This window comes from Bacillus sp. CFBP9009 (assembly GCF_036541465.1).
GTDB lineage: Bacteria > Bacillota > Bacilli > Bacillales > DSM-1321 > Peribacillus.
Map to the genome: position 1 here is coordinate 93960 of NZ_JAZHFU010000006.1, position 26553 is coordinate 120512.

The 26553-nt window shown below is 42.6% G+C and carries 31 protein-coding genes and 1 pseudogene; 20 read left to right on the top strand and 12 right to left on the bottom strand.

Annotated elements, in window-relative coordinates:
* Positions 1-3 precede the first annotated feature (3 nt).
* The gene (locus V3595_RS16580) at positions 4-771 is read left to right on the top strand and encodes a TIGR01457 family HAD-type hydrolase (RefSeq protein ID WP_241592726.1); all 768 of its coding nucleotides are present in this window, start codon (positions 4-6) and stop codon (positions 769-771) included.
* 44 nt (positions 772-815) lie between these two features.
* Here the strand turns inward: V3595_RS16580 and V3595_RS16585 are convergent, their stop codons facing one another.
* Positions 816-1313 (bottom strand): phosphatidylglycerophosphatase A family protein, encoded by a 498-nt coding sequence (locus V3595_RS16585; RefSeq protein ID WP_063234039.1) that lies wholly within the window; start codon positions 1311-1313, stop codon positions 816-818.
* Between the two features lie 206 nt (positions 1314-1519).
* Here V3595_RS16585 and yutH point away from each other — a divergent pair, with 206 nt between their 5' ends.
* The 5 genes from yutH to thrB all read left to right on the top strand — a co-directional run bounded on the left by yutH (position 1520) and on the right by thrB (position 7028).
* Entirely contained in the window at positions 1520-2521 is a 1002-nt protein-coding gene (gene yutH / locus V3595_RS16590; RefSeq protein WP_485908405.1) for a spore coat putative kinase YutH, read from the top strand.
* A 105-nt stretch (positions 2522-2626) separates the two neighbouring features.
* A complete protein-coding gene (locus V3595_RS16595) occupies positions 2627-3541 on the top strand; it encodes a L,D-transpeptidase family protein (RefSeq protein WP_485908407.1) in 915 nt (304 codons plus the stop codon).
* 189 nt (positions 3542-3730) lie between these two features.
* On the top strand, positions 3731-5029 hold the full coding sequence (locus V3595_RS16600; protein ID WP_485908409.1) for a homoserine dehydrogenase: 1299 nt from the start codon (positions 3731-3733) through the stop codon (positions 5027-5029).
* Positions 5026-6087: a threonine synthase gene (gene thrC, locus V3595_RS16605; protein ID WP_485908411.1), complete on the top strand. Its 1062-nt coding sequence runs from the start codon at positions 5026-5028 to the stop codon at positions 6085-6087. The genes V3595_RS16600 and thrC overlap by 4 nt, the downstream gene beginning before the upstream one ends.
* The gene (gene thrB / locus V3595_RS16610; protein ID WP_485908413.1) at positions 6084-7028 is read left to right on the top strand and encodes a homoserine kinase; all 945 of its coding nucleotides are present in this window, start codon (positions 6084-6086) and stop codon (positions 7026-7028) included. The genes thrC and thrB overlap by 4 nt, the downstream gene beginning before the upstream one ends.
* A 189-nt stretch (positions 7029-7217) precedes the next feature.
* Here thrB and V3595_RS16615 read toward each other — a convergent pair.
* Positions 7218-7439, bottom strand: a pseudogene (locus V3595_RS16615) (NifU family protein); the annotation flags it as partial.
* Between the two features lie 181 nt (positions 7440-7620).
* Here V3595_RS16615 and V3595_RS16620 point away from each other — a divergent pair.
* Positions 7621-7950 carry a YuzD family protein gene (locus V3595_RS16620; protein ID WP_485908415.1) on the top strand — a complete coding sequence of 110 codons (330 nt, stop codon included), beginning with the start codon at positions 7621-7623 and terminating at the stop codon, positions 7948-7950.
* 94 nt (positions 7951-8044) lie between these two features.
* Here V3595_RS16620 and V3595_RS16625 read toward each other — a convergent pair whose 3' ends face one another.
* Entirely contained in the window at positions 8045-9112 is a 1068-nt protein-coding gene (locus V3595_RS16625) for an NAD(P)/FAD-dependent oxidoreductase (RefSeq protein WP_101223635.1), read from the bottom strand.
* Between the two features lie 288 nt (positions 9113-9400).
* On the opposite strand from V3595_RS16625, the gene V3595_RS16630 reads away from it, so the two are divergent.
* Positions 9401-9637 carry a YuzB family protein gene (locus V3595_RS16630; protein ID WP_485908417.1) on the top strand — a complete coding sequence of 79 codons (237 nt, stop codon included), beginning with the start codon at positions 9401-9403 and terminating at the stop codon, positions 9635-9637.
* 51 nt (positions 9638-9688) lie between these two features.
* Here the strand turns inward: V3595_RS16630 and V3595_RS16635 are convergent, their stop codons facing one another.
* Positions 9689-10432, bottom strand: coding sequence for a DUF2225 domain-containing protein (locus tag V3595_RS16635; protein ID WP_485908419.1), 744 nt, complete (start codon positions 10430-10432; stop codon positions 9689-9691).
* A 172-nt stretch (positions 10433-10604) separates the two neighbouring features.
* On the opposite strand from V3595_RS16635, the gene V3595_RS16640 reads away from it, so the two are divergent.
* A complete protein-coding gene (locus tag V3595_RS16640; protein WP_101223634.1) occupies positions 10605-10967 on the top strand; it encodes a HesB/IscA family protein in 363 nt (120 codons plus the stop codon).
* A 315-nt stretch (positions 10968-11282) separates the two neighbouring features.
* On the opposite strand, the gene V3595_RS16645 is transcribed toward V3595_RS16640, so the two are convergent.
* Both V3595_RS16645 and V3595_RS16650 read right to left on the bottom strand, forming a co-directional pair.
* The gene (locus V3595_RS16645; RefSeq protein ID WP_485908421.1) at positions 11283-11924 is read right to left on the bottom strand and encodes an SDR family oxidoreductase; all 642 of its coding nucleotides are present in this window, start codon (positions 11922-11924) and stop codon (positions 11283-11285) included.
* A 150-nt stretch (positions 11925-12074) separates the two neighbouring features.
* Positions 12075-13067 (bottom strand): NAD(P)/FAD-dependent oxidoreductase, encoded by a 993-nt coding sequence (locus V3595_RS16650; RefSeq protein WP_485908423.1) that lies wholly within the window; start codon positions 13065-13067, stop codon positions 12075-12077.
* A gap of 462 nt (positions 13068-13529) precedes the next feature.
* Between V3595_RS16650 and V3595_RS16655 the strand changes: the two genes are divergently transcribed.
* From V3595_RS16655 to V3595_RS16670, 4 genes are all read left to right on the top strand, one after another.
* Positions 13530-14744, top strand: a complete 1215-nt coding sequence (locus V3595_RS16655) for an NAD(P)/FAD-dependent oxidoreductase (protein ID WP_485908425.1) — start codon at positions 13530-13532, stop codon at positions 14742-14744.
* A 209-nt stretch (positions 14745-14953) separates the two neighbouring features.
* Positions 14954-15433, top strand: coding sequence for an NUDIX domain-containing protein (locus V3595_RS16660; RefSeq protein ID WP_485908532.1), 480 nt, complete (start codon positions 14954-14956; stop codon positions 15431-15433).
* Between the two features lie 108 nt (positions 15434-15541).
* Complete coding sequence (locus V3595_RS16665; protein ID WP_063234052.1) at positions 15542-15859, top strand: YuiB family protein; 318 nt, start codon at positions 15542-15544, stop codon at positions 15857-15859.
* Between the two features lie 131 nt (positions 15860-15990).
* Positions 15991-16683: a 3D domain-containing protein gene (locus tag V3595_RS16670; RefSeq protein WP_485908427.1), complete on the top strand. Its 693-nt coding sequence runs from the start codon at positions 15991-15993 to the stop codon at positions 16681-16683.
* Positions 16684-16760: 77 nt separating this feature from the next.
* Here V3595_RS16670 and V3595_RS16675 read toward each other — a convergent pair whose 3' ends face one another.
* Positions 16761-17549 (bottom strand): cobalamin-binding protein, encoded by a 789-nt coding sequence (locus tag V3595_RS16675; RefSeq protein WP_485908429.1) that lies wholly within the window; start codon positions 17547-17549, stop codon positions 16761-16763.
* Positions 17550-17558: 9 nt separating this feature from the next.
* Positions 17559-18041, bottom strand: coding sequence for a divergent PAP2 family protein (locus V3595_RS16680; protein WP_402904047.1), 483 nt, complete (start codon positions 18039-18041; stop codon positions 17559-17561).
* A 270-nt stretch (positions 18042-18311) separates the two neighbouring features.
* Between V3595_RS16680 and V3595_RS16685 the strand changes: the two genes are divergently transcribed.
* Positions 18312-19817, top strand: coding sequence for a leucyl aminopeptidase (locus V3595_RS16685; RefSeq protein WP_485908431.1), 1506 nt, complete (start codon positions 18312-18314; stop codon positions 19815-19817).
* A gap of 59 nt (positions 19818-19876) precedes the next feature.
* On the opposite strand, the gene V3595_RS16690 is transcribed toward V3595_RS16685, so the two are convergent.
* Positions 19877-20272 carry a YuzC family spore coat inner layer protein gene (locus V3595_RS16690; RefSeq protein ID WP_485908433.1) on the bottom strand — a complete coding sequence of 132 codons (396 nt, stop codon included), beginning with the start codon at positions 20270-20272 and terminating at the stop codon, positions 19877-19879.
* Between the two features lie 254 nt (positions 20273-20526).
* Between V3595_RS16690 and V3595_RS16695 the strand changes: the two genes are divergently transcribed.
* The 6 genes from V3595_RS16695 to V3595_RS16720 all read left to right on the top strand — a co-directional run bounded on the left by V3595_RS16695 (position 20527) and on the right by V3595_RS16720 (position 25414).
* The gene (locus tag V3595_RS16695) at positions 20527-21276 is read left to right on the top strand and encodes a GTP cyclohydrolase II (protein ID WP_485908434.1); all 750 of its coding nucleotides are present in this window, start codon (positions 20527-20529) and stop codon (positions 21274-21276) included.
* 13 nt (positions 21277-21289) lie between these two features.
* Entirely contained in the window at positions 21290-22384 is a 1095-nt protein-coding gene (gene ribD, locus V3595_RS16700; protein ID WP_485908436.1) for a bifunctional diaminohydroxyphosphoribosylaminopyrimidine deaminase/5-amino-6-(5-phosphoribosylamino)uracil reductase RibD, read from the top strand.
* A 23-nt stretch (positions 22385-22407) separates the two neighbouring features.
* Complete coding sequence (locus V3595_RS16705) at positions 22408-23505, top strand: FAD-dependent monooxygenase (RefSeq protein WP_485908438.1); 1098 nt, start codon at positions 22408-22410, stop codon at positions 23503-23505.
* Between the two features lie 15 nt (positions 23506-23520).
* On the top strand, positions 23521-24084 hold the full coding sequence (locus tag V3595_RS16710) for a 5' nucleotidase, NT5C type (protein ID WP_034310235.1): 564 nt from the start codon (positions 23521-23523) through the stop codon (positions 24082-24084).
* 116 nt (positions 24085-24200) lie between these two features.
* Positions 24201-24599, top strand: coding sequence for a hotdog fold thioesterase (locus V3595_RS16715; protein WP_485908440.1), 399 nt, complete (start codon positions 24201-24203; stop codon positions 24597-24599).
* Positions 24600-24694: 95 nt separating this feature from the next.
* Positions 24695-25414: an MOSC domain-containing protein gene (locus V3595_RS16720; protein ID WP_485908442.1), complete on the top strand. Its 720-nt coding sequence runs from the start codon at positions 24695-24697 to the stop codon at positions 25412-25414.
* Between the two features lie 53 nt (positions 25415-25467).
* On the opposite strand, the gene mnhG is transcribed toward V3595_RS16720, so the two are convergent.
* Genes mnhG through V3595_RS16735 form a run of 3 tightly spaced genes read right to left on the bottom strand, consistent with a single transcriptional unit; the run spans position 25468 to position 26550 of the window.
* Entirely contained in the window at positions 25468-25806 is a 339-nt protein-coding gene (gene mnhG / locus V3595_RS16725) for a monovalent cation/H(+) antiporter subunit G (protein ID WP_048687653.1), read from the bottom strand.
* Positions 25790-26062: a Na(+)/H(+) antiporter subunit F1 gene (locus V3595_RS16730; protein WP_370023645.1), complete on the bottom strand. Its 273-nt coding sequence runs from the start codon at positions 26060-26062 to the stop codon at positions 25790-25792. The genes mnhG and V3595_RS16730 overlap by 17 nt, the downstream gene beginning before the upstream one ends.
* Before the next feature lie 11 nt (positions 26063-26073).
* Positions 26074-26550 (bottom strand): Na+/H+ antiporter subunit E, encoded by a 477-nt coding sequence (locus tag V3595_RS16735; protein ID WP_485908444.1) that lies wholly within the window; start codon positions 26548-26550, stop codon positions 26074-26076.
* Between the last annotated feature and the right edge of the window lie 3 nt (positions 26551-26553).

Consider the following 26553-nt stretch of genomic DNA (forward strand, 5'->3'; position numbering starts at 1 on the left):
CAAATGAAGTCGTATAAAGGATATTTAATTGACTTAGATGGCACAATGTATCGTGGAACTGAACAAATTGCGGAAGCGGCAGGGTTTATTAATGACCTAAGGAAAAGGGATATCCCTTATTTATTCGTCACCAATAATTCATCTCGGACTCCGGCACAAGTAGCGGATAAGTTAAGAAGCATCGGCATCTCAACAGAGGATGAACAGGTTTTCACGACAAGCATGGCCACTGCCAATTACATAGCCGAACAAAAGAAGGATGCATCGGTCTATGTGGTGGGTGAAGAAGGCATCATCGAGGCTCTTAAGGAAAAAGGAATGAAGCTTGTCGAAGAGCATCCAGATTTTCTGGTAATGGGCATCGACCGCGGCGTCAATTATGAAAAGTTGTCAAAAGCCTGTCTTGCTGTTAGAAATGGTGCTGTTTTCATTTCGACCAATGGTGATATTGCCATTCCTACTGAGCAAGGCCTTTTGCCCGGGAATGGTTCCTTGACCTCCGTTGTTTCCGTTTCGACTCAGGTACAGCCGATTTTCATTGGAAAACCTGAATCCGTCATAGTGGAGCAAGCACTAAGAGTATTAGGGGTACCTAAAGAAGAGACAATCATGGTTGGCGATAACTATGATACGGATATCCTTGCCGGCATTAATGCAGGGATCGATACACTGCTTGTACATACTGGCGTGACGACAAAAGAACGCCTAAAGCAATATAAGGAGCAGCCTACGCATGTGGTGGACACTCTCGACTTATGGCGCTTCGAATGAAAAAAAACAGGCCTGCGATTGCAGTCCTGTTTTTTCATGTCGTTTTATTCTGCATTTTCGGTTCTATGGGCAAGCCGGCTTGAAGCGGCAGCTGCAATCGCCCCAACGATATCATCTAAAAAGGTGTTCACCTTACCTGTGCTTTTATCGTTTAGATATTTTAAGATCCCCGGCTTTTGTTTATCGATGAAACCATAATTGGTAAAGCCGATTGATCCATATACATTCACAATTGAAAAAGCCAATATTTCATCGACCCCATATAGGCCTTCATCTATTTCAATTATGCTCAGCAGAGGCTCCTCGAGCAGTTTTTTCTCAGCTAGAATATCCAACTGAATGCCGGTAAGGATGGCATTTTGGACCTCGCGTTTTGAAAGGACCCGTTCGACATTGTGAAGGCAATCGGACATTTGGAGATTTTCATGGTAGCCAGATTGTAAATACATGACAAGCTCAGCGATATCCTCCAATTTCACTCCTCGTTCAATTAGCCATCTTCGAGCCGTTTTTTCAGACATTGATTGTTCAATATTAGCCATGTCATCACCCATTTCTCTATATTTTAAAGGGATAGTTCTAATGCAGGTAGGTTGATTTGATTAAAATGAAAACCCATGAAGGATGTTTTGATCCGAATTTCTAATAAGGTTTCGATAATCATTCAGAAAACGGGTTATTCCACATATATATAAGTATATGATGTCCAATATTTCTATTATATCCATTTGATGAAGGGGGCCATTCCATGATAGAAGAAATCATTTTTAATAATTATGGCATACAGGTGGAGCTTGAAGAAGCCAATAGCAGGTTTCCAAGCTTCCGTTCAGGAAATATGGTTTACAGCATCGTTCCCATTGAAAATATGGAGCAGGAGGAATTAGTGGAACGGTATAAAATGTCTCAACATCTGATTTCACAAGGAGATCGTCACGTATCCGCTTTTGTCCTTGCCAATCATGGAAGTTATGTTTCGGAAGCGGATGAACAATTATTCATTCTTCTTGCCAATCAGGCATTGGAAGGTCCGAAAAATTTCAATCCAGGAAGACGTCTGGCAAGATTTCATCAGCGAGGGAGAAATATTAATGAAACGATTCGAACATGTTCAAGGATCGGTAAATGGAAAGAACTCTGGGAACAAAGGATCGATCAGTTAGAAAAGATTTGGCGGGATAAGCTCAACGCCCATCCTGATAACCAGTTTGAAAAATTATTTATAGAAACCTTTCCCTATTATATGGTCATAGGTGAAAATGCGATTCAATATTTAGTCGACACGGAAATTGATGATACCCCGCAAATTGTCGATAGTGGAACGGTATGTTATGAACGTTTTTTACATGATACCTGGAAAAGCAATAAGTGGATGAAAAATCCGTTCGATTGGGTATTCGACCACGGAACCAGGGATGTCGCGGAATGGGTGAGGGAACACTATTTTCAAAATGTGCATACCCATCAACGGGGCATTGGCCAATTTTTTCACGAATATCAATCCGTAGAACCGTTCTCCAGCTTTTCAGCCCGGTTGTTATATTCAAGGATGCTGTTTCCCATTCATTATTTTGAAACGGTGGAAGAGTATTTTTCAAAAACGACGGAATCAAGGTCAAATGAGTTGGAGGATAAAATATCTTCAATCACGAAATCCTCCCAACAATATGAGTCCTTCCTCAAACATTTTTATGAATTGGCGGAGGTCCCGGCCAAGCAATATGATTTGCCTAAAATTGACTGGATTTAGATAAAAACGGGAAAGAAATATGATTCATCCTTACTTACTATGTTATGATGATAACAAGATTTTTTAGAATAATTAGATATTTAATCGCTACGGAAGGATGGGACCATGAAAAGATTGATGTTGGCCGCCCTTTTAGCCCTTTTAATCATCCAAACGACAAATCTTGCAAAAGCTGAAACGAAAACAAGTTGCGAACCAAATCAATTCAAGATTGTCATGAAGTCTGCTGCGGATGTGAAGAAAAAGGCGTCGGCTGCAAGCAAAACATTAATAACTTATAAGAAAAACAAAGAATTATCGGCAAGTGGAAGAACTGGAAACTGGTATAAGGTCTGTCACTCGAAAAAGACAGCATATATCAATATGGCAGATGCTAAAGAGGTTTTCGGTACCAGTGAAAAAGCCCTTCTAAAGAAATTCGATAGTAGAAAAGGCGTTAACCAATTTGTATCGGTAACAGGAAAAGCGATGAGTGATACAAAGGTCACGATCCAAACGTATGAAAAGAAACAAGGGGAATGGCGCCGGGCATTGAAGAAGATGGAGGGTGTCATTGGAAAGAACGGCTTCACGAAGAGCAAAAAAGAGGGTGATGGAAAATCCCCGGTTGGAATTTATTCATTCGGTACGGCCTTTGGAAGTGGAACGAAGCCAACCGGAATGAAAATGAGTTATAAGAAAACGACCAAATATGACTACTGGATTGATGATCAGACATCCAAGGATTATAACAAGTGGAAAACCTATAAAGGAAATCCTGCAGTTAAATGGAAGTCTTTCGAAAGGATGAATCATGAACTCTATAAGTATGGCACGGTCATCAATTATAATACGAATCCCATCATAAAAGGAAAAGGCAGTGCAATCTTTCTTCATGTATGGAGAGGAGATACAAAGCCGACGGCGGGATGTACAGCCACAGCCGAAAAGAATGTCCTCAGTTTACTGAAATGGATGGATCCCGTGCAAAAACCACATATTGTAATGGGTACAAATGATTCATTGAAGAGCGTTAAATAATAATCATCAAAATGGTTTCCCATAAAAAAATTAGCTTTACCCGTTCTTACTCGTTCAAGGGATGGAAGAAAAAAGTCGTGCATCCATCTTTTCTAACTATTGATAATTATATGAATTAAACTTATAATGTCTACTATACAAATACAAATGTTTTCTTCAGGCAAACAGTTTTTAAGGGGGAACCAAATTATGAAAGCCATCTCGATCGGTTTATTGGGGTTAGGTACAGTCGGATCAGGAGTCGTACAAATCATTGAAAGCCATCAGGACAAGCTCAAGCATCAAGTGGGCTGTTCCATATCCGTTAAGAAGATACTAGTCAAAGACACGACGAAGGAGCGGCTTTTCGAGGTCGATAAAGGAATGTTAACTGACAATCCTGAGGATATCCTTTCGAATCCCGAGATTGATGTTGTAATAGAAGTGATGGGTGGAATCGAAGAAACACGCAGTTATCTGATAGAAGCTATAAAAAATAAAAAGCATATCGTTACGGCCAATAAAGACCTAATGGCTTTATATGGACCGGAACTGCTGGAATTGGCCACCGAGAATCAATGTGATTTATTCTATGAAGCAAGTGTTGCAGGGGGAATTCCGATTTTACGCGGTCTTGTCGATGGTTTATCTTCTGACCGCATCACGAAAATGATGGGAATCGTCAATGGAACGACAAACTTCATTTTAACGAAAATGAGCAAGGAAGGCAGAGCTTATGATGACGTATTGAAGGAAGCTCAGGAGCTGGGATTTGCTGAAGCCGATCCGACAGCCGATGTAGGTGGATTGGATGCGGCCCGTAAAATGGCGATCCTATCAACACTCGGGTTCTCAATGAACATTGGTTTGAATGATGTTGAGGTACAGGGCATTACCGAGATATCCGAAGAGGATTTGAGATATAGTAAGAAGCTTGGTTATACAATGAAATTGATCGGGGTCGCTTCCAGGGCAGGGGATAGGGTCGAAGTAAGTGTCCAGCCTGCACTTCTTCCGGAAGCACATCCGTTAGCATCGGTAAATAATGAGTATAATGCTGTATACGTTTATGGGGAAGCCGTAGGGGAAACGATGTTTTACGGACCGGGGGCCGGCAGTCTTCCTACTGCGACTGCAGTCGTTTCGGATATGGTGACGGTCATCAAGAATATGAGGCTGGGCGTAAATGGCCGCAGTGCCGTTTCACCTCAGTACCCGAAACAATTAAAAGATGCCACTGAGATTTTCGCTAAGTTCTTCATTCGATTACATGTTCAGGATGAAGTTGGCGTTTTGGCCAGAATCACGAATTTATTTGCCGAGCATGGAGTAGGATTCGATAAAATCCTTCAATTGCCTCTGGATGAAAAGGAATCTTCCGAAATCGTATTAGTTACGCACACTGCCACAAAGGCTGCATTTGAGCAAATAATACAGAAATTACATGATTACAATATGGTAAGAGAAGTGAAAAGCACATACAGAGTTGAAGGAGAGGACATCAAATGAGCTGGCAAGGACTTATAAGCACGTATAAAGAATTTTTACCCGTTAATGAAAACACACCTGCACTAACCCTTTTGGAGGGTAATACACCTTTAATCAAACTGAATCGATTATCCGAAGAGTGGGGAATCGACTTACATGTAAAATATGAAGGGGCGAATCCAACTGGGTCGTTTAAAGACCGCGGAATGGTCATGGCCGTGGCCAAAGCGATAGAAGAGGGCAGCGACACGATCATCTGTGCTTCCACAGGGAATACATCGGCAGCTGCAGCCGCTTATGCGGCCCGTGCCAACCTGCGCTGTATCGTTGTCATCCCGGAAGGGAAAATAGCCATGGGCAAGCTTGCCCAAGCCGTCATGTACGGAGCGGAAATCATCTCGATCGAAGGGAACTTCGACCAGGCTTTAAAAATCGTCCGTTCACTTAGTGAGAGCTCACCGATAACTCTTGTGAATTCGGTCAACCCATACCGGATTGAAGGGCAGAAGACAGCGGCTTTTGAAATTTGTGATGCCCTCGGCTCCGCACCGGATATTTTGGCGCTTCCAGTCGGGAATGCAGGTAATATAACGGCATACTGGAAAGGGTTTAAAGAATATAACGAATCGAAACAAACGGGCCTTCCTGAAATGAGAGGGTTCGAAGCTGAAGGTGCGGCTGCAATTGTCCGGGATAGCATTATTGAAAATCCAGAAACGATTGCAACAGCCATCCGGATTGGAAATCCTGCAAGTTGGAGCTTTGCTGTGGAAGCAGCAAATGAATCCAAAGGCAAAATTGATGAGGTGACGGACGAAGAAATTCTGGAAGCCTATCATTTCCTTGCTAAAAAAGAAGGGGTATTTGCAGAGCCGGCATCATGTGCTTCCATTGCAGGCATCTATAAACAATTAAAAAGCGGTGAAATCAAAAAAGGAAGTAAGATTGTTGCCGTTTTGACTGGAAATGGATTGAAAGATCCGAATGTGGCAGTCAATACAAGCACGATTCAGCCGACATTGCTGCCAATGGATGAAGAGGTCATTTTAGAACATCTGCAGGGTGTGAAACAGGCATGAATGCGGAATCAGAGATGTTCTTGATCCGTGTACCAGCAAGTACGGCCAACTTAGGACCAGGATTCGATTCCATCGGCTTGGCGCTAGGACTTTACTTGGAAATACACGGATCTTCATCAGATCAATGGGAAGTCGTTCCCCTTTCAGAGGAAATGTCTGTTTTTCCAACGGATGATCGTAATTATATCGTCCAAATTGCCAAGGAAACGGCGGCATCCTATGGAAAGGAACTTTCCCCATGCCGGCTTTTCGTCTCTAGCGAAATTCCACTGGCACGGGGTCTTGGAAGCAGTGCCTCTGCCATTGTGGCGGGGATTGAATTGGCGAACATCGTTGGTGAACTTCATTTATCCGATGAGGAGAAGAATAGGCATGCTTCCCTCTTTGAAGGGCATCCGGATAATGCGGGGGCATCAGTGTATGGTGGATTGGTTGTGGGCCTGCATACGGAGGAAAGAACGGATGTCGTTTCGTTTCCAATCGAGGGAGTTAAGGTGATTGCTGTCATTCCTGATTTTGAATTGCTTACGGAAGATTCAAGAAATGTCCTTCCGAATTCGCTTTCCTATAAAGAGGCGATAAGCGGAAGTGCAGCCGCAAATGTTTTGCTGGCAGGAGTTCTATCTAAAGATTGGAAGCTTGTTGGTGAAATGATGCAAAGTGATCGTTTCCATCAACCATATAGAGCAGAGTTGGTCCCTCATTTAGCGCTTATTGAAGAAGTTGTCCTCAATGAAGGCGGATTTGGTGCAGCCCTAAGCGGAGCAGGTCCAACTGTTTTATGCTTATCATCCGCAGAAAATAGTGAAAATTTGCTCACAGTATTGAAGGAAACATTTCCGGAATTTCTTGTGAGAGAATTGGAAATCGATAATGAAGGCAGTTATACGGCAACCCTTTCAGAACAAGAAAAAAAGGAATTGAAATTTTTGAAATCGTGAGCCATGCTTCATTCATTGTCCATATAAAAAAGCTGACTCGCGTCAAGCCGTATCAATTTGATAGGGCAAAAGCCGAGTCAGCTTTATTTTTATTGCAGTCTAGAAAAGATTCCGGCCTGTATAAAAAGGTTGAACGTGTATAGATGAAGTGAGCCTTCATCCATACGCAGCATGTTATTTAAAGGGCCATTAGAAAACTTGTTCAACTTCCACTACACCAGGAACTTCTTCAAGAAGGGCACGCTCAATCCCAGCTTTTAGCGTAATGGTCGAACTAGGACAGCTTCCGCAGGCTCCTAGTAATCGTAATTTTACAATTCCATCTTCTACGTCAACTAGTTCACAGTCACCGCCATCACGAAGAAGAAACGGACGAAGCTTATCTAGGACTTCTTGAACTTGAACTTCCATTGTTTGTTCAGACATTGCAATCGACTCCTTTCCTAATCATATTATAAAGCGAAGGTAGTAAAAAATCCAACTGTAACTTTGCGGAAATATAATCTATATTATTCTGGTATGATGGAAACAGGTAAAGTTTTTAAACATTATTCAAAATGAAGCAAATATACTAAAATGAAGGAGGAAGAGTATGGTAATGAAAGAAATTGAGATAGAAGTGTATGGTGCGGAGCAAATTTGCGCGAGTTGTGTGAATCTCCCTTCTTCGAAAGATACCTGCGAGTGGCTTGAAGCCGCTTTAACGAGGAAGTTTCCTGAGCAGAAATTCAAAATATCCTATATAGATATGTTTAATCCTCCAGAAACGCAAAAGCAAAAGAGCTTTGCCGCGAAGATGATCGAGGAAGATTTATTTTATCCACTGGTCCTCATCGAAGGAGAAATCATCGCAGAAGGAAATGTGCGTCTCAAAAAAGTGGTGGAAACGATGGAAAAATACGGATATACAATACAAGTGTGATATATAATGGAAGAAATAAGAAAAACTGACCCATGAATGAGCTGCATGCAGCTCATTGGGCCAGTTATTGAAATGTAGCATAGATGGGTTGGAATCAACCGTTATGGTATTTATACATCCAGAGAATGCCTGATTTCATCAGGCGTGCCACTCTACCGGTGATTGGGCGATTTGCAACAAGACCAAAACCTTGTTTCTTCCCAAGAGAACCTAATGTCCCTTTTAATTTCATTGTCGGGAAGCTTTCAGGAAGTGGTTCATTTGCCCATTTCTTTACAAGAACCTGTACGATTTGCTCAGCTTGGGACTCCGCTAATTGAGCACTAGGTGCATGAGGCAGGCTCGCGCAGTCGCCGACCACAAAGATGCTGTCATCATTAGGAAGGAAATGCTGAGGAGTCAGAACGGCTCTTCCTTGACGGTCTTTTTCAATATCCATATCGCGGATGATCTTACTTGGCTGGATTCCAGCTGTCCATACGATGACGTCGCTTTGAACGGCTTCGTCGCCATTATAAAGAAGGTTTGGCTCAACTTTCGTTATATTTGAATGATGGACGATTTCGATTGTATGTTTATCGAACCATGATTCGACAAAGGTGCTTAATCTTTCTGGGAAAGCAGATAGAATATGCGGTCCACGGTCGAATAGCTTAACGTTTAAATCTGAACGGCTTTCAATCAATTCACTTGCAAGCTCAACACCACTCAGTCCGCCACCAACGATAGAAACGGTTGCACCGGCACCTAAATTATTCAATGCTGAATATGTGCGGCGTGATTTATCGATTGTTTGGATACTGTAGGTATGTGTGTCTGCACCAGGAATATTGTGGTATTTATCTTCGCAGCCAAGGCCAATGACTAAATCATCATAAACGACAGGATCTTGATTTTCTATAATGACTTGTTTATTTTCCATATCGATGGAAAGTACTTCTCCGTATACGTTCTTCAAGCGAGGATGTTCAGGAAATGCAACACGGATGTGCTGATCTGGAATGGTACCTGCTGCTAAAGCATAATATTCCGTTTTTAAGCAGTGATAAGGATTACGGTCGATAAGCGTGATGCTCACATTTTCAGGAAGCTGATTAGGCAGCAATCTTTGCAACATGCGCATACCACCATACCCGCCACCAAGTATGACTAGATTCTTCATATGATTTTTCCCCTTTATTTGATCTCTTGAAAAATTTGACTAGCATTTAACTATAGGATTCCCCCAAATGGTCCCCTTTAAAGTTTAATTAAATATATATACCCCAATTAGTAGCAAGAATAAAAAATTAGATAATTTTCTTTTATTTACGTACCCCGACAAAAGTATAACGAATATAACAGGAAATCACAACCGATATCTTGAAATCAGCTGATTTTTTATGCATAAATATTGACTGTAAAAGGGAAAAGTAATAAGATGGTTTGTTAGTAACTGTGAGGTGAAACAATGTACCCGATTATTGAATTTTGTGTAAGCAATCTGGCCAGCGGCGCTCAGGAGGCTCTGGAAAGATTGGAGCGGGATCCGAATTTGGATATCATAGAATATGGTTGTCTGGGTTATTGCGGCAGATGCTCCAGTAACTTATATGCGCTTGTAAACGGTGAAGTGGTTTTTGGTGACACAACGGATGACTTGGTTGATAAAATATATAAGTACATTGATGAATTTGAAATGTTTTAATCATCAACGGCGAACAAAAAGGCTGTTCCTTCGCGGACAGCCTTTTTAATATCAGTGCTGCAGCAACGAGTGGGGTGTTCGTTGCTGCTTGAGCTCCTGAAAGCGGTCCCTGGCCATCTGGATGATGGAGGCTTCCCGGGCATTGTTTTGACTTTCGAACACTAATGAAAAATACTTGATGGCTGCCTTTTCATTTCCTATCCTCTTTGAGATGTCGCCAGCGAGATAGAGGATTCTGGCTTCGGATACCTGGGTGCCGCTGAAGTCTCCTGTTGAATAGGATGCTTCATATTCCTTTAGGGCGAACCTCAAAAATCTTTCTTCTTGCTCCTTGTTTTTGTTGATCCTATATAACCATGCTATCCGTAAACAGATTCCGGCAAGGATTATATGTTTTTCCTTTTTTAAAGCTCCGCAATAACTCGCCAGCTTGTATGTATTGATCGCGTCTTTAATGGATCTCTCCTTGCTAAAATGGTGGGGAACCCACTGGGAGCTTACTTTTTCCATAATGATTTCCATTGTAGTGGGGGGGAAGTACCGGGAGAAATCCTCCGAATACGAAAAGCCGCAGTGAGGGCAAACAAAGATATTATAGTAAAGTGCGTTAACGGCTGAATCAGCATAAATGGGGCAAAAGTCCGTGTCATATTTAGCAACTTTTACAAAACGCGACCGTACCTTTTTAGTGGTTGATTTTTGCTTGCATAAAAGGCATTCCATGCTTTTATCATATAGAGGATGTATGCCTTCGATGGAGATTACCCCCTTACTGTAATTTAGGGTCGGGTCCAATAGAACGGTTCATTATACCTACAACCTTTATTATAAACTAATTTTTGTTGGTAAAATAGGTGGGGGAATATGAATTTTTTCAAGCTGGAAAATTGAGCGTGGGAATTTCTTTGGTATATACTATAAAGAGTAATAGTTCTATCTCACATATCAGAAGAAGGAGGGATTTATTGTGAGTGAAGTTGTTCAAATAACGGAAGCTGCCGCTTTTCAGATAAAAGAAATGATGAAACAAAATGGTGAAGAGGGTTCCTTTTTAAGAGTGGCCGTTAAAGGCGGAGGCTGCAGTGGATTATCTTACGGAATGGGTTTTGAACAAGAGCCCGGAGAAAAAGATAGCCAGCTGGAACAGTTTGAAATTAAGATCCTTGTTGATGCCCAGGATGCAGATATATTGAATGGAACGGTAATTGATTATAAACAAACGATGATGGGTGGAGGCTTTACGATCGAAAACCCAAATGCTATCGCATCATGCGGTTGCGGGTCTTCCTTCAAAACGGCTAAAAACGCCGGTACGCCGGAAAACTGCTAAGAACTCTTATCATTGAGAAAAGGGGGGCACTTTAACAAGTGCCCCCCTTAGTTTATAGGCAAAAGGGATTTGGAATGGTCTCATCCCGAACCATGATTTTAAAACAGGGCTAAGTACGTGGACGGTCGAAAAAAGTGCCGTAAAGGTCGAATAAGTTCGAGAACGGCCGAATAAAGTTCGAGGAAGGTCGAATAAAAAGTGCTCCACTGAAAACAGTGGAGCGTTTATTAAAGAAAAAACCAGGCAAACATCAAATTTGACTACAGTCTAAGGGGGCACTAAAAAAAGTGCCCTTTTTCATGCTTATTTGCTGCTTTAAATATTGTGCAGGGCCTCCTTGATTGGGAGGGTGCCGCTGAAAATCTCAAATGTTTTATTGAACGTTTTTTCCTCTGTGACAGATTGGGCAAGAACGGCGGCGACATCGGCTCTTGGAATGGACTTATTAGTATGATCCACTTTCTCATCCGCAAAGATTTTTCCGATCGCTTGTTCATTTGTCAAAGCAACCGGCCGGACAATCGTGTATGTCAGCCCGCTTGCTTTTAAATGTTCATCGGCATCATGCTTTGCTTCAAGATAATGGCGCATTCCTTCTTGGGCTTGTTCCGGATGATCAGAACCGACAGAGCTTAGCATGACAAAACGTTCGATACCCTTCTTCTTGGCGGCATCAACCAGTTTAATGGCTCCATTCTTATCCACAGCTGTTGTTTTATCCGGCCCTGTTTTGGGTCCAGATCCGGCGGCAAAAATGATGACTTCCATGTTATCCACTGCTTTATCCACATTTCCCTCTAAATCTGCAAGGATTGGATGCCCGCCGAGTTCTTTTATCGTTTGAGCCTGTTCCTCTTTCCGGATCATTCCGTAAACAGTCATTTGCGGATTTTTTGATAATTCCCCAATAATCTGCTTTCCTGTCGTTCCATTGGCTCCTGCAATTAAAATATTCATATATGCATTCCCCTTTCATGGCTTCTTCTACTCTTTACCCTTAGTAGGAAAAAGGTAAGCACTGTGGATAAGTAATGGAAAAAGTTATCCACAATAACCGAATTGGGGACAAAAAAAACCCGGCTATGAAAGTCGGGTTTTTGCGTAATTTTAAAACATGGAGGAACTATGCATCGGCTGAACTTTTGCTTTTGGGTCAATATATTGTTTGGCATGATTGACGGCAGTGGGGGCCTCACCAAAACCGCTTGCAATTAATTTTACTTTGCCATCATATGTTGCAATATCACCTGCTGCATAAATTCCCGGGATATTCGTTTCCATTCTGGAATTCACCAAAATACTGTTTTTCTGGATATCAAGTCCCCATTCCTTGATGGGACCAAGAGAAGAAACGAAGCCGTAGTTGACGATGACTGCATCTACCTCCATGGTCTCTGTATCTTCACCATTTGTATCCTTGATGACAATTGAATGGATACGTCCGTCTGTACCAATCAACTCTGAAGGTATGTAAGGGGTCTTTATTTCAACTTTTGAATTTTTAAGTGTTTCTACACTATGTTCGTGGGCACGGAATTTATCTCTTCTGTGGATGATGCTCACTTTCTCGGCGATCGGCTCCAGCATTAGGGCCCAGTCCACTGCTGAATCCCCACCTCCAAAGACCACCACTCTTTTGCCGGCAAAATGATTGAGGTCGTCGATGAAATAGTGAAGGTTGCCGCTTTCATATTTTTTTGCATCATCAATTTCGATGCGGCGGGGTTGGAAAGCCCCATTTCCAGCTGTGATGATAATCGTTTTGGAGTAATGGATTTCTTTATCAGTCGTTAACTTGAAAACTCCATCGGCTTGCTTTTCCACTTCTTGAACGGCTTGCTCCAGGACAACATCCTGCTCGAACTTTGCCATTTGTTCTTTCAAATTATTCACTAGCTCCTGTGCGCGCACTTTTGGGAAACCAGCGATATCATAGATGTATTTCTCAGGATAAAGGGCCGACAATTGTCCGCCTAATTGTGGCAGGCTCTCGATGATTTTTACGGATGCCTGTCTCATTCCTCCATAAAATGCAGTGAATAATCCAACTGGGCCTCCGCCAATGATGGTAATATCATATACTTTTTCATTAACTTCCAACGTAATCCCTCCGATATACTAGGTTTGCTGAAATTTATCCTCTTATTTTAACATAGATGGTGTTTTAAAAAACGGAGAAAGTTAGAAAAGTGAGAAAGTTTTGACTATATAAGGACGGTTGCATGATGAATGTTCTTTAACCGCTTTCATAATTGGGTGAAATTACTCATTACCAATGTTGAGCTATCGTATAAATATAGTTCGGAACTGGGTGGAAAGTAACGTTTTCCAGCTTTATTTTAACGCGAAAAGTTACTTGAAAAAGGTATGGAAAAAGACTAATATTTACTTAGACATCATTGTAAAATTTTTATGGATTTTTCATGACAATTACGAAGTGTTACGTGAAATACGTCACAAATGTATAAGAGTGCTTTTTATAATGGAAATTAATAAGATAGACAATATATTTTAGTTATGGAAAGCATCACAAGAAAATATCGTAAAGGTGGAAGAATACTTTTGAAAAAGCCAACAATCGTTGTTTTAGGAGCAGGTTATGGTGGATTGATGACTGTTACTCGCTTACAGAAGGCATTAGGTCAAAATGAAGCAGAAATCGTATTAGTTAACAAGAATGATTACCACTATGAAACAACATGGCTGCATGAAGCATCGGCTGGAACGCTTCATCATGATCGTGTGCGATATCCAATCAAAAGTGTCATTAACAACAAAGTTAAATTCATCCAGGATTCTGTTTTGGAAGTGAAAACAGAGAACAAAAAAGTCATCCTTGAAAACGGCGAAATTTCTTATGATTACTTAGTGATAGGTCTTGGACCTGAATCGGAAACGTTCGGAATCCAAGGGCTAAAAGAATATGCTTTCTCTATTTCTAACGTGAACACGGCACGTAAAATCCGTGACCATATCCAATTGCAATTCGCTACTTACAGTACAGAGGTCGAAAAGAATGAAGACCGCTTGACGATCGTTGTTGGAGGAGCAGGATTTACGGGAATCGAATTCCTAGGCGAATTGGCTAACCGTGTCCCTGAACTTTGTAAAGAATACGACATCGATTTCCAAAAGGTTCGTATGTATTGTGTGGAGGCAGCACCAGCCGTCCTCCCTGGCTTCGATCCGGAATTGGTGGATTATGCAGTATCTTACCTTGAGAAAAAAGGTGTCGAATTCAAGATCGGTACACCGATCAAGGGGGCGACTCCTGAAGGCATCATCGTGGCAAAAGGCGAAGATGAAGTGGAAGAAATCAAAGCGGGAACCGTAGTGTGGGCAGCTGGCGTACGTGGTAACTCCGTGATAGAGGCTTCCGGTTTTGAAGCTATGCGCGGACGTATTAAAGTGAACCTTGACATGCGGGCACCGGGTCATGACGATATCTTTATCGTAGGGGACTGCGCTTTGATCATCAACGAGGAAATTAACCGTCCATATCCACCTACCGCACAAATCGCGATGCAGCAAGGTGAGGTCATTGCGAAAAACCTGACTAAATTGGTTCGTAACGAAGGCGACCTTGAAACGTTCACTTTCGAAAACAAAGGAACGGTATGTTCACTTGGTGAAGACAACGCGATTGGTGTTGTATTCGGCAAGAAAGTTACAGGTAAGACTGCATCATTCTTGAAGAAAATGGTTGATAACAGAGCGTTGTTAATGATTGGCGGAGCTTCCCTTGTTGCTAAAAAAGGTAAATTCAACGTCCTTTAATTTTTTCTATATACAAATAAAGGCCATTTGGGGATTTTCCCTGAATGGCTTTTTCATTGACATCCCATCAATGGGTGGTGTGCCATCTATTGGAGTATGCACGGTTCTTATGTGGAATATAATGGGGTAAGGATGACGAAGCTTAATCGTATATTCTTCTGCTGTTTGAAGTTTACAATAATAATGAATATAGGGGGAAGTGGGTCTTGGTGGAACGATGCAAAAATGTTTGGCTTGCAGTGTCCGGCCTTGTGATATCTGATAAAGGTGAATGGCTGGTCGTGAATAAAAGGTATGGCGGATTGAAAGGGCAATGGTCGCTTCCGGCAGGTTTTGTCAAAAATGATGAAACCGTCGATGAAGCTGTCGTAAGGGAAGTGTTGGAGGAGACGGGTATTCATACAGAAATTGAAGGTATTGTAGGAGTGAGAAGCGGAGTCATCAAAGGGAATATTAGTGATAATATGTTGATATTTTTACTTAAACCGGTCAGTTTTGAAGTAACCGCTCAGTTGGATGAACTATATGAAGCTAAATTTTATGACCCTGATTTACTCATGCAGGAAGGGAAGCAATCATTACTATTGGAACAGCTTTTAGCTTTTAAAAAGGAAAGAATGCAGACGATGCTTGACGGGTTGAACCCGGGAGATCAATTTGGGTATACATCATATAAATTATTCATGTGATTTGGGTAATTATCTTTTCTTCGGAATTATTTGGTATAAGTCGTTGACGCAGCAATTATTTTTTCAGTAAACTAAAGGTGTCGCTTTTTAAGGAGGGTCAAGAATAACATGCCATTGCCTGTTTTAATTATCTCAATACTCTTATTTTTCATATTGTTTTTCGGAATTGGCTTTTTGCTGAATATGCTCTTTCGTTCTTCGTGGATCATGGTCATCTTATTTCCAATCGTCTTCATCATCATTGTCAATGAAACAAAGCTAATAGAATATTTTAGAAATCCGGGAATTTCTTTTTCTAATCTTGGAACGAACCTCACTTCCTTGCATACGGCAGACATCATTATTTTATCAAGCGGGCTGCTTGGCGCGGTTTTAGCTGGTGTGGTCATCAGGATTCTAAGGAATAAAGGATATCAAATGTTTTAATAATGAGAAGGGCCGTCATTTATGGACGGGCCTTTTTTTTGTATGAAAAATTCGATCTTTTCATGCTTTATGAATACTTTCACTCTGGAAAGGGAACAAATATCCTTGTGAGAGGAGTGGAACTAATACATATGAAGATTGTCAAGGCGTTATTTTTGAGGGTTGCTATTATCATATTATTTATCTTGGCCATCGAATCGACCTTTAATCATGTTTTTGGAGCCGTGCCTGAGGATCATCCTTTTGAAGAGGTGATGAGACAACATCAAATGCTTGGTCTCGAATATAAAGCCATCCATAGTGGAGGTCAAGTGGCGACGCTAATGGCATCCGCATCCACGAGCGATGGTCCCACGACGATAGCGGAGGCAATCGAGCTCTCGAAATACCCGAAGCATGAAGTCTTGGCTACAGGATATACAGCAGGGTATGAATCAACCGGAAAGTACCCGGAAAGCCCATCCTATGGTATCACTTATTCAGGGGTGAAGGTGAAACGGGATCTGTTTTCCACCATTGCCGCCGATCTTACCATATTCCCTATCGGAACCATCCTTTGGATTCCGGGCTATGGATATGGGATTGTAGCGGACAAGGGTGGTGCGATCAAAGGAAACCACCTGGATCTATACTACGAAACGGTACAAGATGTATACGATAATTGGGGGAAGAAAACCCTTGAAGTATATGTTGTCCAAAAAGGGAACGGCGAGTTATCCGAAGAACAGTTAAACAAGTTGAATGAAACCAAGATCAGGCAGGTATTCAAGCCTAAAATCGCTCAGAAAACATTGAACGAGAATGTAGCTTCCTTTGCTTTTTAATGAGGGACAAAAGTGAAAGCGAAAGGCTGCCTCAATTGAGGCAGCCTTTTTGATTGTCTGTTTTCCTCGGGACGCCCTTAGTCCATACTTTTGTAGGCTTCAGGATGCAGAGTCTTTGCCAATTTGGAAAGCCCATCCAGTAATCGCGGAGAGGGCCGGCAGAATAAAGGTTCTTCCATGATGTGAATATTGTTATCCCGGACTGCCTTCATATCAGTCCACCCTTTCCGTTTCTTGACCAGCTCCGGGTTTACTTTTCGTAAAGGGATACCGACCCAAGCTAAGCAAATATGGTCGGGATCCTTTTTTTGGATCTCTTCGGAAGTGACTTGAATGCTTGCCATGTCGACATCTTCGAAAAGGTTATATCCTCCCGCAAGCGTGCTGATCTCGGATAACCAATTAACTCCCCCGGGGCTGAATAAGGGATTAGGCCACCATTCCCAATACAGGGACGGCTTTGTTTCGATTTTGTCGGCGACGTTTTTGTATTGAAGGATGGCATCACGGAATTTGGCAGCCTGTTCCTCAGCTTTTTCCTTAAGATTCATGGCCTCGCCCAAGGTCAGTAAATCTTTTGCGATATCTTCAAGTGATTGCGGGTTGAAGATGATATGAGGGATGTTTCGTTCTTTTAGGCCCTCAATATTTTTTTCCATGCCCGGTACACTTAGTGAAGCCAGCACCAAATCGGGTTTTAGGGATTCTACACGATCTATATCAATCGATAAATCGGGCCCCACCTTAGGAAGGTGCTGTAAGGTTTCAGGCCAATCAGAGTAGTCATCGATGGCGATCAGCCGATCTTCAATCCCTAGATATGTGCAGAGTTCCGTATTGCTGGGGCAAAGAGAGATTATTTTCAAATTGAACACCTACCCTTGAAAGATGAAAAAGTGAAGTGCCAGCGCAATGAATACTCCGGTCAAGGCTCCGAAAAATACCTCGATTGGCTTATGTCCCAACAGTTCCTTTAATTGTTGCTGTTTCTGTTTATCTGCTTTTTTCTGCCAGTTCTTTGCTTGCTCGACAAATGTATTGAAGTCCGTAACGAGCTGGTTCAAGACGGCTGCCTGTTCTCCTGCCTGCCGTCTGACTCCTGTCGCATCGAACATCGTGATGACTGCAAAAATCGCGGCAACGGCAAATACAGGGGAATTCATACCGGTTTCAATCCCTACCGCTACGGTTAGGGCTGACACGGCCGCAGAGTGGGAGCTTGGCATACCGCCTGTTGAGTTAATGAGTGACCAGTTCACTTTACGAAATGCTATGAAGTGGATGGGCACTTTAATGAATTGAGCAAAGAAAATGGCAATCAATGCTGCGATTAAAGGGAAGTTGAGTAATAATTCCAAGAGTATCAGCCTTCTTTCTAGTTATAAGTAAAGATGAAATCCATATATGGGTAATTACATCCTGCTCGGAATAAGGCCCTTATTATTAGTTCCATTCAGTCCTGTCGATTCCCTGCTGGTATAAGTATAAATATGATCTTTCTTATACTATTACTCTAAAGTCACTCATTCTAAACAATATCCCTTGTTATTATTATTTTCGCGGGCCTTATTCGAAAATTTTTGAAGATTTCGTTATAATGGATGTAATCGAATGGAGGAGGTAGCAGAATGTTCACAGTAAAAGATTCCTTGAATATAGATTTGATTGACGAATGCCTGATTCTAGGCGTATTTGACAGACCCGTAAAATTCTCAGGCATAGGAAAAGAAGCGGATGAACGATTGGACGGCCAGCTAACAGAGTTAGTGAAGGAGGGAGAAATCTCTTCCAAGAAAAAATCAGTGGTCAAAATACATACATTAGGTAAATTAGGCATAAAGAGATTGATTTTTGTAGGGTTGGGCAAGGAAAAGGAGCTATCCTTTGAAACGCTCCGCGAAGCGTTGGGAAAAGCTCGTAGGACGATAAAAGAATCCAAGATTACGACACTTTCGATCGCTTTGGATACATTCACGACTGAAAATCTGGATGCGTTGGATGCAGCGCATGCTTGTTCTGAGGCTTTCGAACTTGCTTCCTATAAATTTGACGGATACAAGCAAAAGTCGAACCAGGTCGAAAAAAGCCTTGAATCGATTACGGTTTACAGTGAATATGATCAAGAAGAGGTCGGTGCCGCGCTTCATGTAGGGAAAATCTTCGGAAGGGCGACGAACTCAGCGAGAACATTGGTCAACACGCCAGGCAATTTGTTGACTTCCACGGATTTGGCGGATTATTCATCTGCCTTGGGTGAACGTTATGGTTTTGAAGTGGAGATCCTCGAGAAGGAAGATATGCTTAAGTTGGGAATGGGTGCACTCCTTGCCGTCAATCAAGGTTCGGTCGAGCCTCCGAAAATGATCGTCCTGAAGTATCAAGGTAAGGATGAATGGAAGGATGTTATCGGGTTGGTAGGTAAAGGCATAACATTCGATACGGGTGGATACTCATTGAAAACGAAGGCCGGAATCGTTGGAATGAAGACGGATATGGGCGGTGCGGCAGCTGTTTTAGGTGCGATGGAAATAATTGGAGAATTAGGACCGGACCAAAATGTCGTGGCTGTCATTCCTTCCACTGATAATATGATCAGCGGTGATGCATTCAAGCCGGACGATGTGATCACTGCCATGAGCGGCAAGACGATAGAGGTATTGAATACGGATGCGGAAGGCCGGCTGGTTTTGGCGGATGCCATGACATACGCTAAACATCATGGTGCAGACTATCTTATTGACGTTGCCACTTTAACGGGTGGTGTCATAACCGCGCTGGGCATGGATATGACGGGTGCAATGACAAATGACACGGAATTCTATGAACAAGTGGTCAAAGCCTCAGAGGAGGCCGGGGAGCCCATTTGGAGATTGCCGATTACAGAAAAGGATAAAGAGCGGGTACGCAACAGTAAAATAGCGGATTTGAATAATTCACCTGGAGGAGCAGGACATGCGATCATGGGCGGGGCCTTCATCGGCGAATTTGCCGAAGACACTCCGTGGGTCCATCTGGATATTGCCGGAACATCCACAACCTCGAGCAGCTCTGAATTGTGCACGGCGGGCGCTACCGGTGTCATGGCACGAACGCTTGCACTATTGGTCGAAACCTTTGAATCGAAAACAAGATGAACCCAAATATCCGAAGCCAAAAATAGGCTTCGGTTTTTTTACCAAAAAGGTGTTGGACGTTATACATCCCTCCATTTCAAGCTGACGATGATATGACAATTTTCTTCTCCTGCTTTAGGATAGAAATCAAAACGGATCCCATCGGGGTTATACGTGATATCAGGTTCGTTCTTAATTCCTATCTTTCGGATCATATCGATCACGACATTCTTTTGCGATGCTTGGGCAGCAGTCATCAACCTGTTCGAGAAAGGCTTGGATGTGGCTAAAGTATCCATGACTTTTTTTACATCAAGCATTAAAGATTGCGAGGTCTTTGCCGATTTAACTAGCACATCTGGATTGGTTGCAGAGTAGGGACGCAATGTTCCTTCCCGTTCCCGATACATATTCATTGCCCTGGCGTGAGGCGGAAATAGGATAGGGTCATATAAAAAATAAGGGAAATCCTCCAAAAGGTTTCCTTCCTTTCCTTAAGTCTGTCTATAGACACGTTTTCGTTATACGTTAAAATATGTATAAAGGCCAGCTGATATGATATCGGTTTGTGAATGACTTTCTTTTGCAAAAAAACTTCTTGAAAATTATGATCAAAGACACACTATTATTTGTAAACTGCTTCATTGACAGGTATAGTGTATAGTAATATACTTACTTACCTAAAGTAAGGAGAAGGCACACTATAAATCATAAAATAGGTGATGTTAACATGAAAATAACCGAGGAAACAAAAAACCTTTTAATAGATAAAATGAATATCATAAAAACACCGGGAAAAGCTGATATATGCCTTGTAGGGCCTGTGAACCTGCCTGTTGAACAAGGGGATTTCTCAACGGTTTTCCAATGGTATACATGGCTACAGCTTGACGGCGCGGATAATGACAAGGAAGCGGTGCTTGATTCGCTTTCGGAAGCCAACCTCGCTTTCGGACAGCAATCCTCCGTATTGGTGTATGGTGACTTTAAAAAGTCGGAGGATGCACTTGTCCGGATGCATAGCATCTGTCACACAGGTGATATCTTCGGCAGTAAACGCTGTGATTGCGGCTACCAGCTCCACCAATCGATGAAGATGATAGCCGAGCATGGGTGCGGGGCAATTTTTTACCTTGCTGACCATGAAGGAAGAGGGATTGGCCTGTTTTCCAAATCTCTTGCCTATTTGCTACAGCAGGAAGGTTATGACACTGTCGAAGCGAATGAGGCTTTAGGATTCGAAGACGATACGCGATCTTACGAGGGAGCCATTCGCGTGTTGAGGGAACTGCGCGAGGATCCGGTGACTTTAATCACGAACAACCCCAAAAAGCTGGATGCCCTCATGAAGCATGGACTTGCGGCAAAGGACCATATTCCGCTTTGGGGCGGTTTGACGGAAGATAATAGTTTCTATCTGGATACAAAGGTTAAGAAGTCTGGACATATTCCCCAAAAGAAGCCAACTTTGATTGTATAAGGAGAGCTATAGTATGAATGATGATCAATATTACATGAAGCTGGCACTGGATTTGGCAGCCAGTGCTAAAGGAAAGACGAATCCGAATCCAGTGGTCGGTGCAGTCATAGTCAAAGACGGTGTGATAGCCGGGACAGGGATCCACCGTAAAGCGGGTGAACCGCATGCGGAAGTACATGCTTTCAAAATGGCGGGTGAGTATGCAGAAGGTGCAACGCTATATGTGACTCTTGAACCTTGTTCCCATTATGGAAAGACTCCTCCTTGTGCAAATTTGGTGAAAGAATCAGGTGTCCGGCGAGTTGTTGTGGCTACTCAAGATCCGAATCCGGAAGTAGCCGGCAGAGGGATATCGATCATAAAGGATGCAGGCATTGAAGTGGAAGTTGGCGTCCTGGAAAAGGAAGCTCAAAGGCTGAACGAGCGTTTTATTCACAATATGCTGACGAATCGTCCATTTGTCATATCGAAGTATGCGATGACGCTCGATGGAAAACTTGCAACCCACACAGGCCATTCAAAATGGATAACAGGAGAAGAATCACGTCACTCCGTTCATTTGCTGCGTGATGAGGTGGATGCCATTCTAGTTGGTATCGGGACTGTGTTGGCCGATGATCCATCACTGACGACCAGACTTCCGGAGGGCGGAGGGAAAAATCCGATCCGGATCATTTTAGACAGTGAATTACGGGTTCCCTTGGATGCCAATGTTGTACAAGCATCAGATGCGAAAACCTTGATCGTAACGCAGGAAAATGCACCTGCTGATAAAATGGGCCTTTTACGTGAAAAAGGGATCGAATTCATTTTCGTACCAAAAAACGAGACGGGACTGAATCTAAGGGCTTTGATGGAAGAGCTGTATAAAAAGGGGATTACGGATGTCTTGCTGGAAGGCGGAAGCGAAGTGAATGCCTCATTCCTTAGGGAAGGGCTCATCGATAAATACTTGATTTATATAGCCCCTAAACTATTGGGCGGAAGAAACTCACTAACACCGTATACTGGAATGAATGTGGATACGATGGATGAAGCGATGGATGTTTCCTTCTCTGGCGTGGAAACGTTTGGTGAGGACATACGCATAACGGCTTATCCTAAATAAAAATAGACAACAGGTGAAGAGGCATGATGGTTAAATCAGATGTATGCATAGTCGGATCAGGTCCTGGAGGAGCCCTGCTGGCTTACCTATTGGCTAAGCAGGACATTTCAGTCGTTTTGCTTGAAAGGCATTCTGAGGTTTCAAGGGAGTTCAGGGGCGAGTTCTTGAACGATGAAGGAGAGGGCATTCTAAAAAAGCACGGTTTATTCGAGAGTGTGGAAAGACTTGGCTTGCTTAGGATGGAACAAATTGAATATTGGCATGACGGCCACATATTTAAAAGCATTTTCCCTGAATGGCCTGTCGATCATGTTGGGATACATGTCCCTCAAAATCATCTGCTTACAGCCATATTGAATGAAGCCGAAAAGCTGGACTCTTTTCAATTGATGATGAATACGAGGGTTACCGGCTTGATACAGAATGAAATGGGCCGTTTTACGGGCGTCAAGGCTCGAAATGGCGGGAATGACCTGGAAGTGCAAAGTTCATTGATAATCGGAGCGGACGGCAGATTTTCCATCGTTCGAAAAAAAGCTGGAATACCAGTCGTGATTAAAGATCATGGCTATGATTTACTGTGGGCAAAAATTCCTGCTCCGGAGGGGTGGAAGCCTTCGATCAAGATGGCATTGGTCAATGGCTCCCAGGTTGCCCTCTTCACCCAGGCTGGAGGTTCCATCCAAATTGGCTGGAATATAGAACATGGTTCATTTCCCCATTTGCGAAAACAGCATTTTGAACCGTTCATTGAAGATTTGCTTTTTGCCTTTCCTGAATTAAAAAAGGTTGTGTGTGAAAATATCCGCTCTTGGCAGGACTTCATTTTATTGGATGTTTACAGCAGCTATTGTGAATCGTGGACAAAGGATGGCGTTGCTTTATTAGGTGATGCAGCCCATACGATGACACCTACAGGTGCGTTCGGCCTCAATTGTGCCATGAAGGATGCCGATATATTGGCGGAGCTTATTTCTGGATGCATACTGCAGGAGGATACTGGCTTCCTTGGACTTAAAATGGCTGAGCCAAAAAGAAAAGCCGAGATTGAAAGATTACAGGCCATTCAGGTGGACAAGGAAATGTCCTTCGCATCACAGTTTGCCGCAGCTTATGTTTGAATAGGAGTGAAGGATATGAAATTCGGTTTTGATATTGACGATACCCTTATTAACTTGAGGGAGTTCGCGTTCCATCTTTATAATGAAAAGCTTAATACGAACATAGAGTTAACGAAATTCAGAGCTTTAAAGACGTTGGAGATCCATGAAGCATTCGGGCTTGATAAAGAGGCTGGGGGCAAGATGTGGAACAGCCTTGCCGATGAAGTGTATTATTCATCCTGTCCAGCCTTCGAGGGCGCTGTGGAAACGCTGCAGGAGCTTGAACGCGATGGCCATGAAATCTATTACATCACCGCCAGAAAAGCAGAGCATGGTGAACGGACGAAAAAATGGCTGATTGAAAACGGCTTTCCGGTTAAGGATGACCATTTTTACTGCGGGATGAAGGATCATGAAAAAATTGATACGATCCGCAAATTGGAATTGGATTATTATTTTGATGATAAACCGGCAGTGCTGGAAACTTTATTGGATATTCCAACGAAAGTGTATGCAATGGATAACTCCTATAACAGGGAATTGGATATTCCAAGACTGACAAGCTGGTTTGAATTAAAAGAAATCCTCTCCAAATAATACAATTCACATTATTGACGGATGACTTGATAGACTTGGGTCATCCTTTTTTTGTATACTAATATGAATAATGGTTCATTTTTTGGTAAAAAAACAAGAGAATCGGGGGTAATGGGATGGAGAGAAATATTGAAAAGTCATTGATAGGCACGCTTGGGATTGAAATGAAAGAAGTCGGCGATGGGAAAGTCATTGCGACGATGCCTGTGGATGAACGGACTAGGCAGCCATATGGTTTATTGCATGGGGGAGCGTCCGTTGCCCTTGCGGAATCCGTTGCAAGCTTTGGCGGAATGCAGCTGATAGATAGTACAAAACAAGCTGTCGTCGGCCTTGAAATCAATGCCAATCATGTAAGGGGTGTCCGTTCCGGTTTTGTTACCGCAGAAGGGAACATCATCCATCGCGGGAAGACGACGATGGTGTGGGACGTGAAAATCCGTGATGAAGATGATCATCTTATCTGCATTTCACGCTGTACGTTGGCCGTTATCGACTTACCGAAGTCAAATTGAATCGAATGAACAATCGCAAAGTGGCGCAATGATTCTATAGTATCCGGTTTAAATATAATATGGCAGTAGACTATTGTATGAAAAGAGGTTTTTTTATGCTGGTGGGTCATATACAAGAAATCACCCGTCATCCTGTAAAATCATTCACTGGTGAACAGGTACAAAAAACGAAGGTGATGGATTATGGACTATATGGAGATCGCAGTCATGCCTTTAAAGGCAAAAATGGGAAGTTCCTGACGATAACCCAAGTCCCGGAAATGGTCCGTTATCAAGCTGTTTTTTCTGGTGAGGAAACCCTTGGCCAATATCCGGAAATCAAAGTGAAGACTCCTTCAGGAAACGTGCTGACATGGGGGGAGGAAGCCTTTCAGGAGGAAATGGACCGATTGTTAAAACAGGAGGCAGCACCAATTGTTTATCACCCTGCACATATTCCGTTAGGTGCGATTGAAGAAGAAAACATCCTGCTTGTCAGTGATGCCTCGATTGGCGAATTGACAAAGCTTTGGGGAAAAGAACTGGATGGCAGGAGATTCAGGCAAAATTTGGTGCTATCCTTAGTGAACAAAACGCCCTTTTTAGAAGAGCAATGGTTCGGAAAAAGGATTCTAATCGGGAATGAAGTGGAATTGGAGATCAAAAGGCATTGTGAGCGCTGCATGATCATAACTGTCGATCCAAGCGATTCCCATAGAGATCCATCACTCCTTAAAACTGTCGTCAAGGAAAGGAAAAATCATTTTGGCGTATATGCCTCGGTCATGCAAACAGGTGAAATCAGAGTGGGCGACCAGGTATTTTTAAAAGATTGAGACAGAAAAGAGCTGCTCCTTTAATCAGGGCAGCTCTTTTGCAATGGCAGGGATCACCGGGTTTTCTTTAAATCATCCTGGACACTCCGATCCCACATTTTCACGCCAGTATGATAAGCCGAGCGCATGATTAAATGTCCGGCAACAGGGCTGGTCATGAAGATAAAGATGATCGCGAGCACGACCCGGAAATCGAAATGGCTATGTTTATAATAAAAATATAACAAGGTGCCGATCAGGATGAACATGATTCCAAGTGTCGAGCTTTTTGAGGCAGCATGATTTCTTGTATAGACGTCGGGCAGCCGGATGATGCCGAAAGCCGAGACTAAAAAGAGAAAGACTCCCATTAATAAGAATAGGGCTGATAGGATTTCAACGATTGCGGTCATCTTCGATTATCTCCCCTTTCTCAAGGAATTTGGCGAAAGCGACCGTTCCGATGAAAGATAGGATTCCGAGCAGAAGAATGGCTTCCAGATATGCGCTTGTATCCATGACAATGGAGGCAAGTGCAACGATTGCGATAAGATTGATTCCCATTGCATCGAGTGCGATGACCCGATCCGGTACGGAAGGCCCTTTGATTAAACGGTATAAGAATCCAATCATAGAAAGCGAAACACCGAGCAACGCGATTTTAAGCATTAGATCGAACATTATTTGCTCACCTCCATAATCGCTTTTTCAAATGTATTTTTAATGCTGTCCACGGCCTCATCTTTGTCGGCAATATCCATCGCATGGATATAAAGAGTCCGATTATCTTCCGATACTTCAACGACAAGTGTTCCTGGAGTCAGTGTAATTAAATTCGATAGTATCGTAATTTCCCAATCCTTGGTCAGCACGGTTTCAAATGCGAATATGCCAGGTCTCATGTCCAGGCTTGGTTTAAGCACTGCCTTAAGGACGCTAATGTTGGAAAGTATGAGCTCCCTTGCGAATATGAGCAGCAATAGAACGACGGCATTCACCCTGCTCAAGTAAAAACGATCATTGAAAAAATGACGGAAGACGAACATGATGCCTAGCCCCAACATATATCCGATGATAAAAGTGCTCCCGTTAAATTCATTTTTTAAAAACATCCAGATAACCGCAAGGAACACATTCAGTAAAATTTGGAATGACATCAG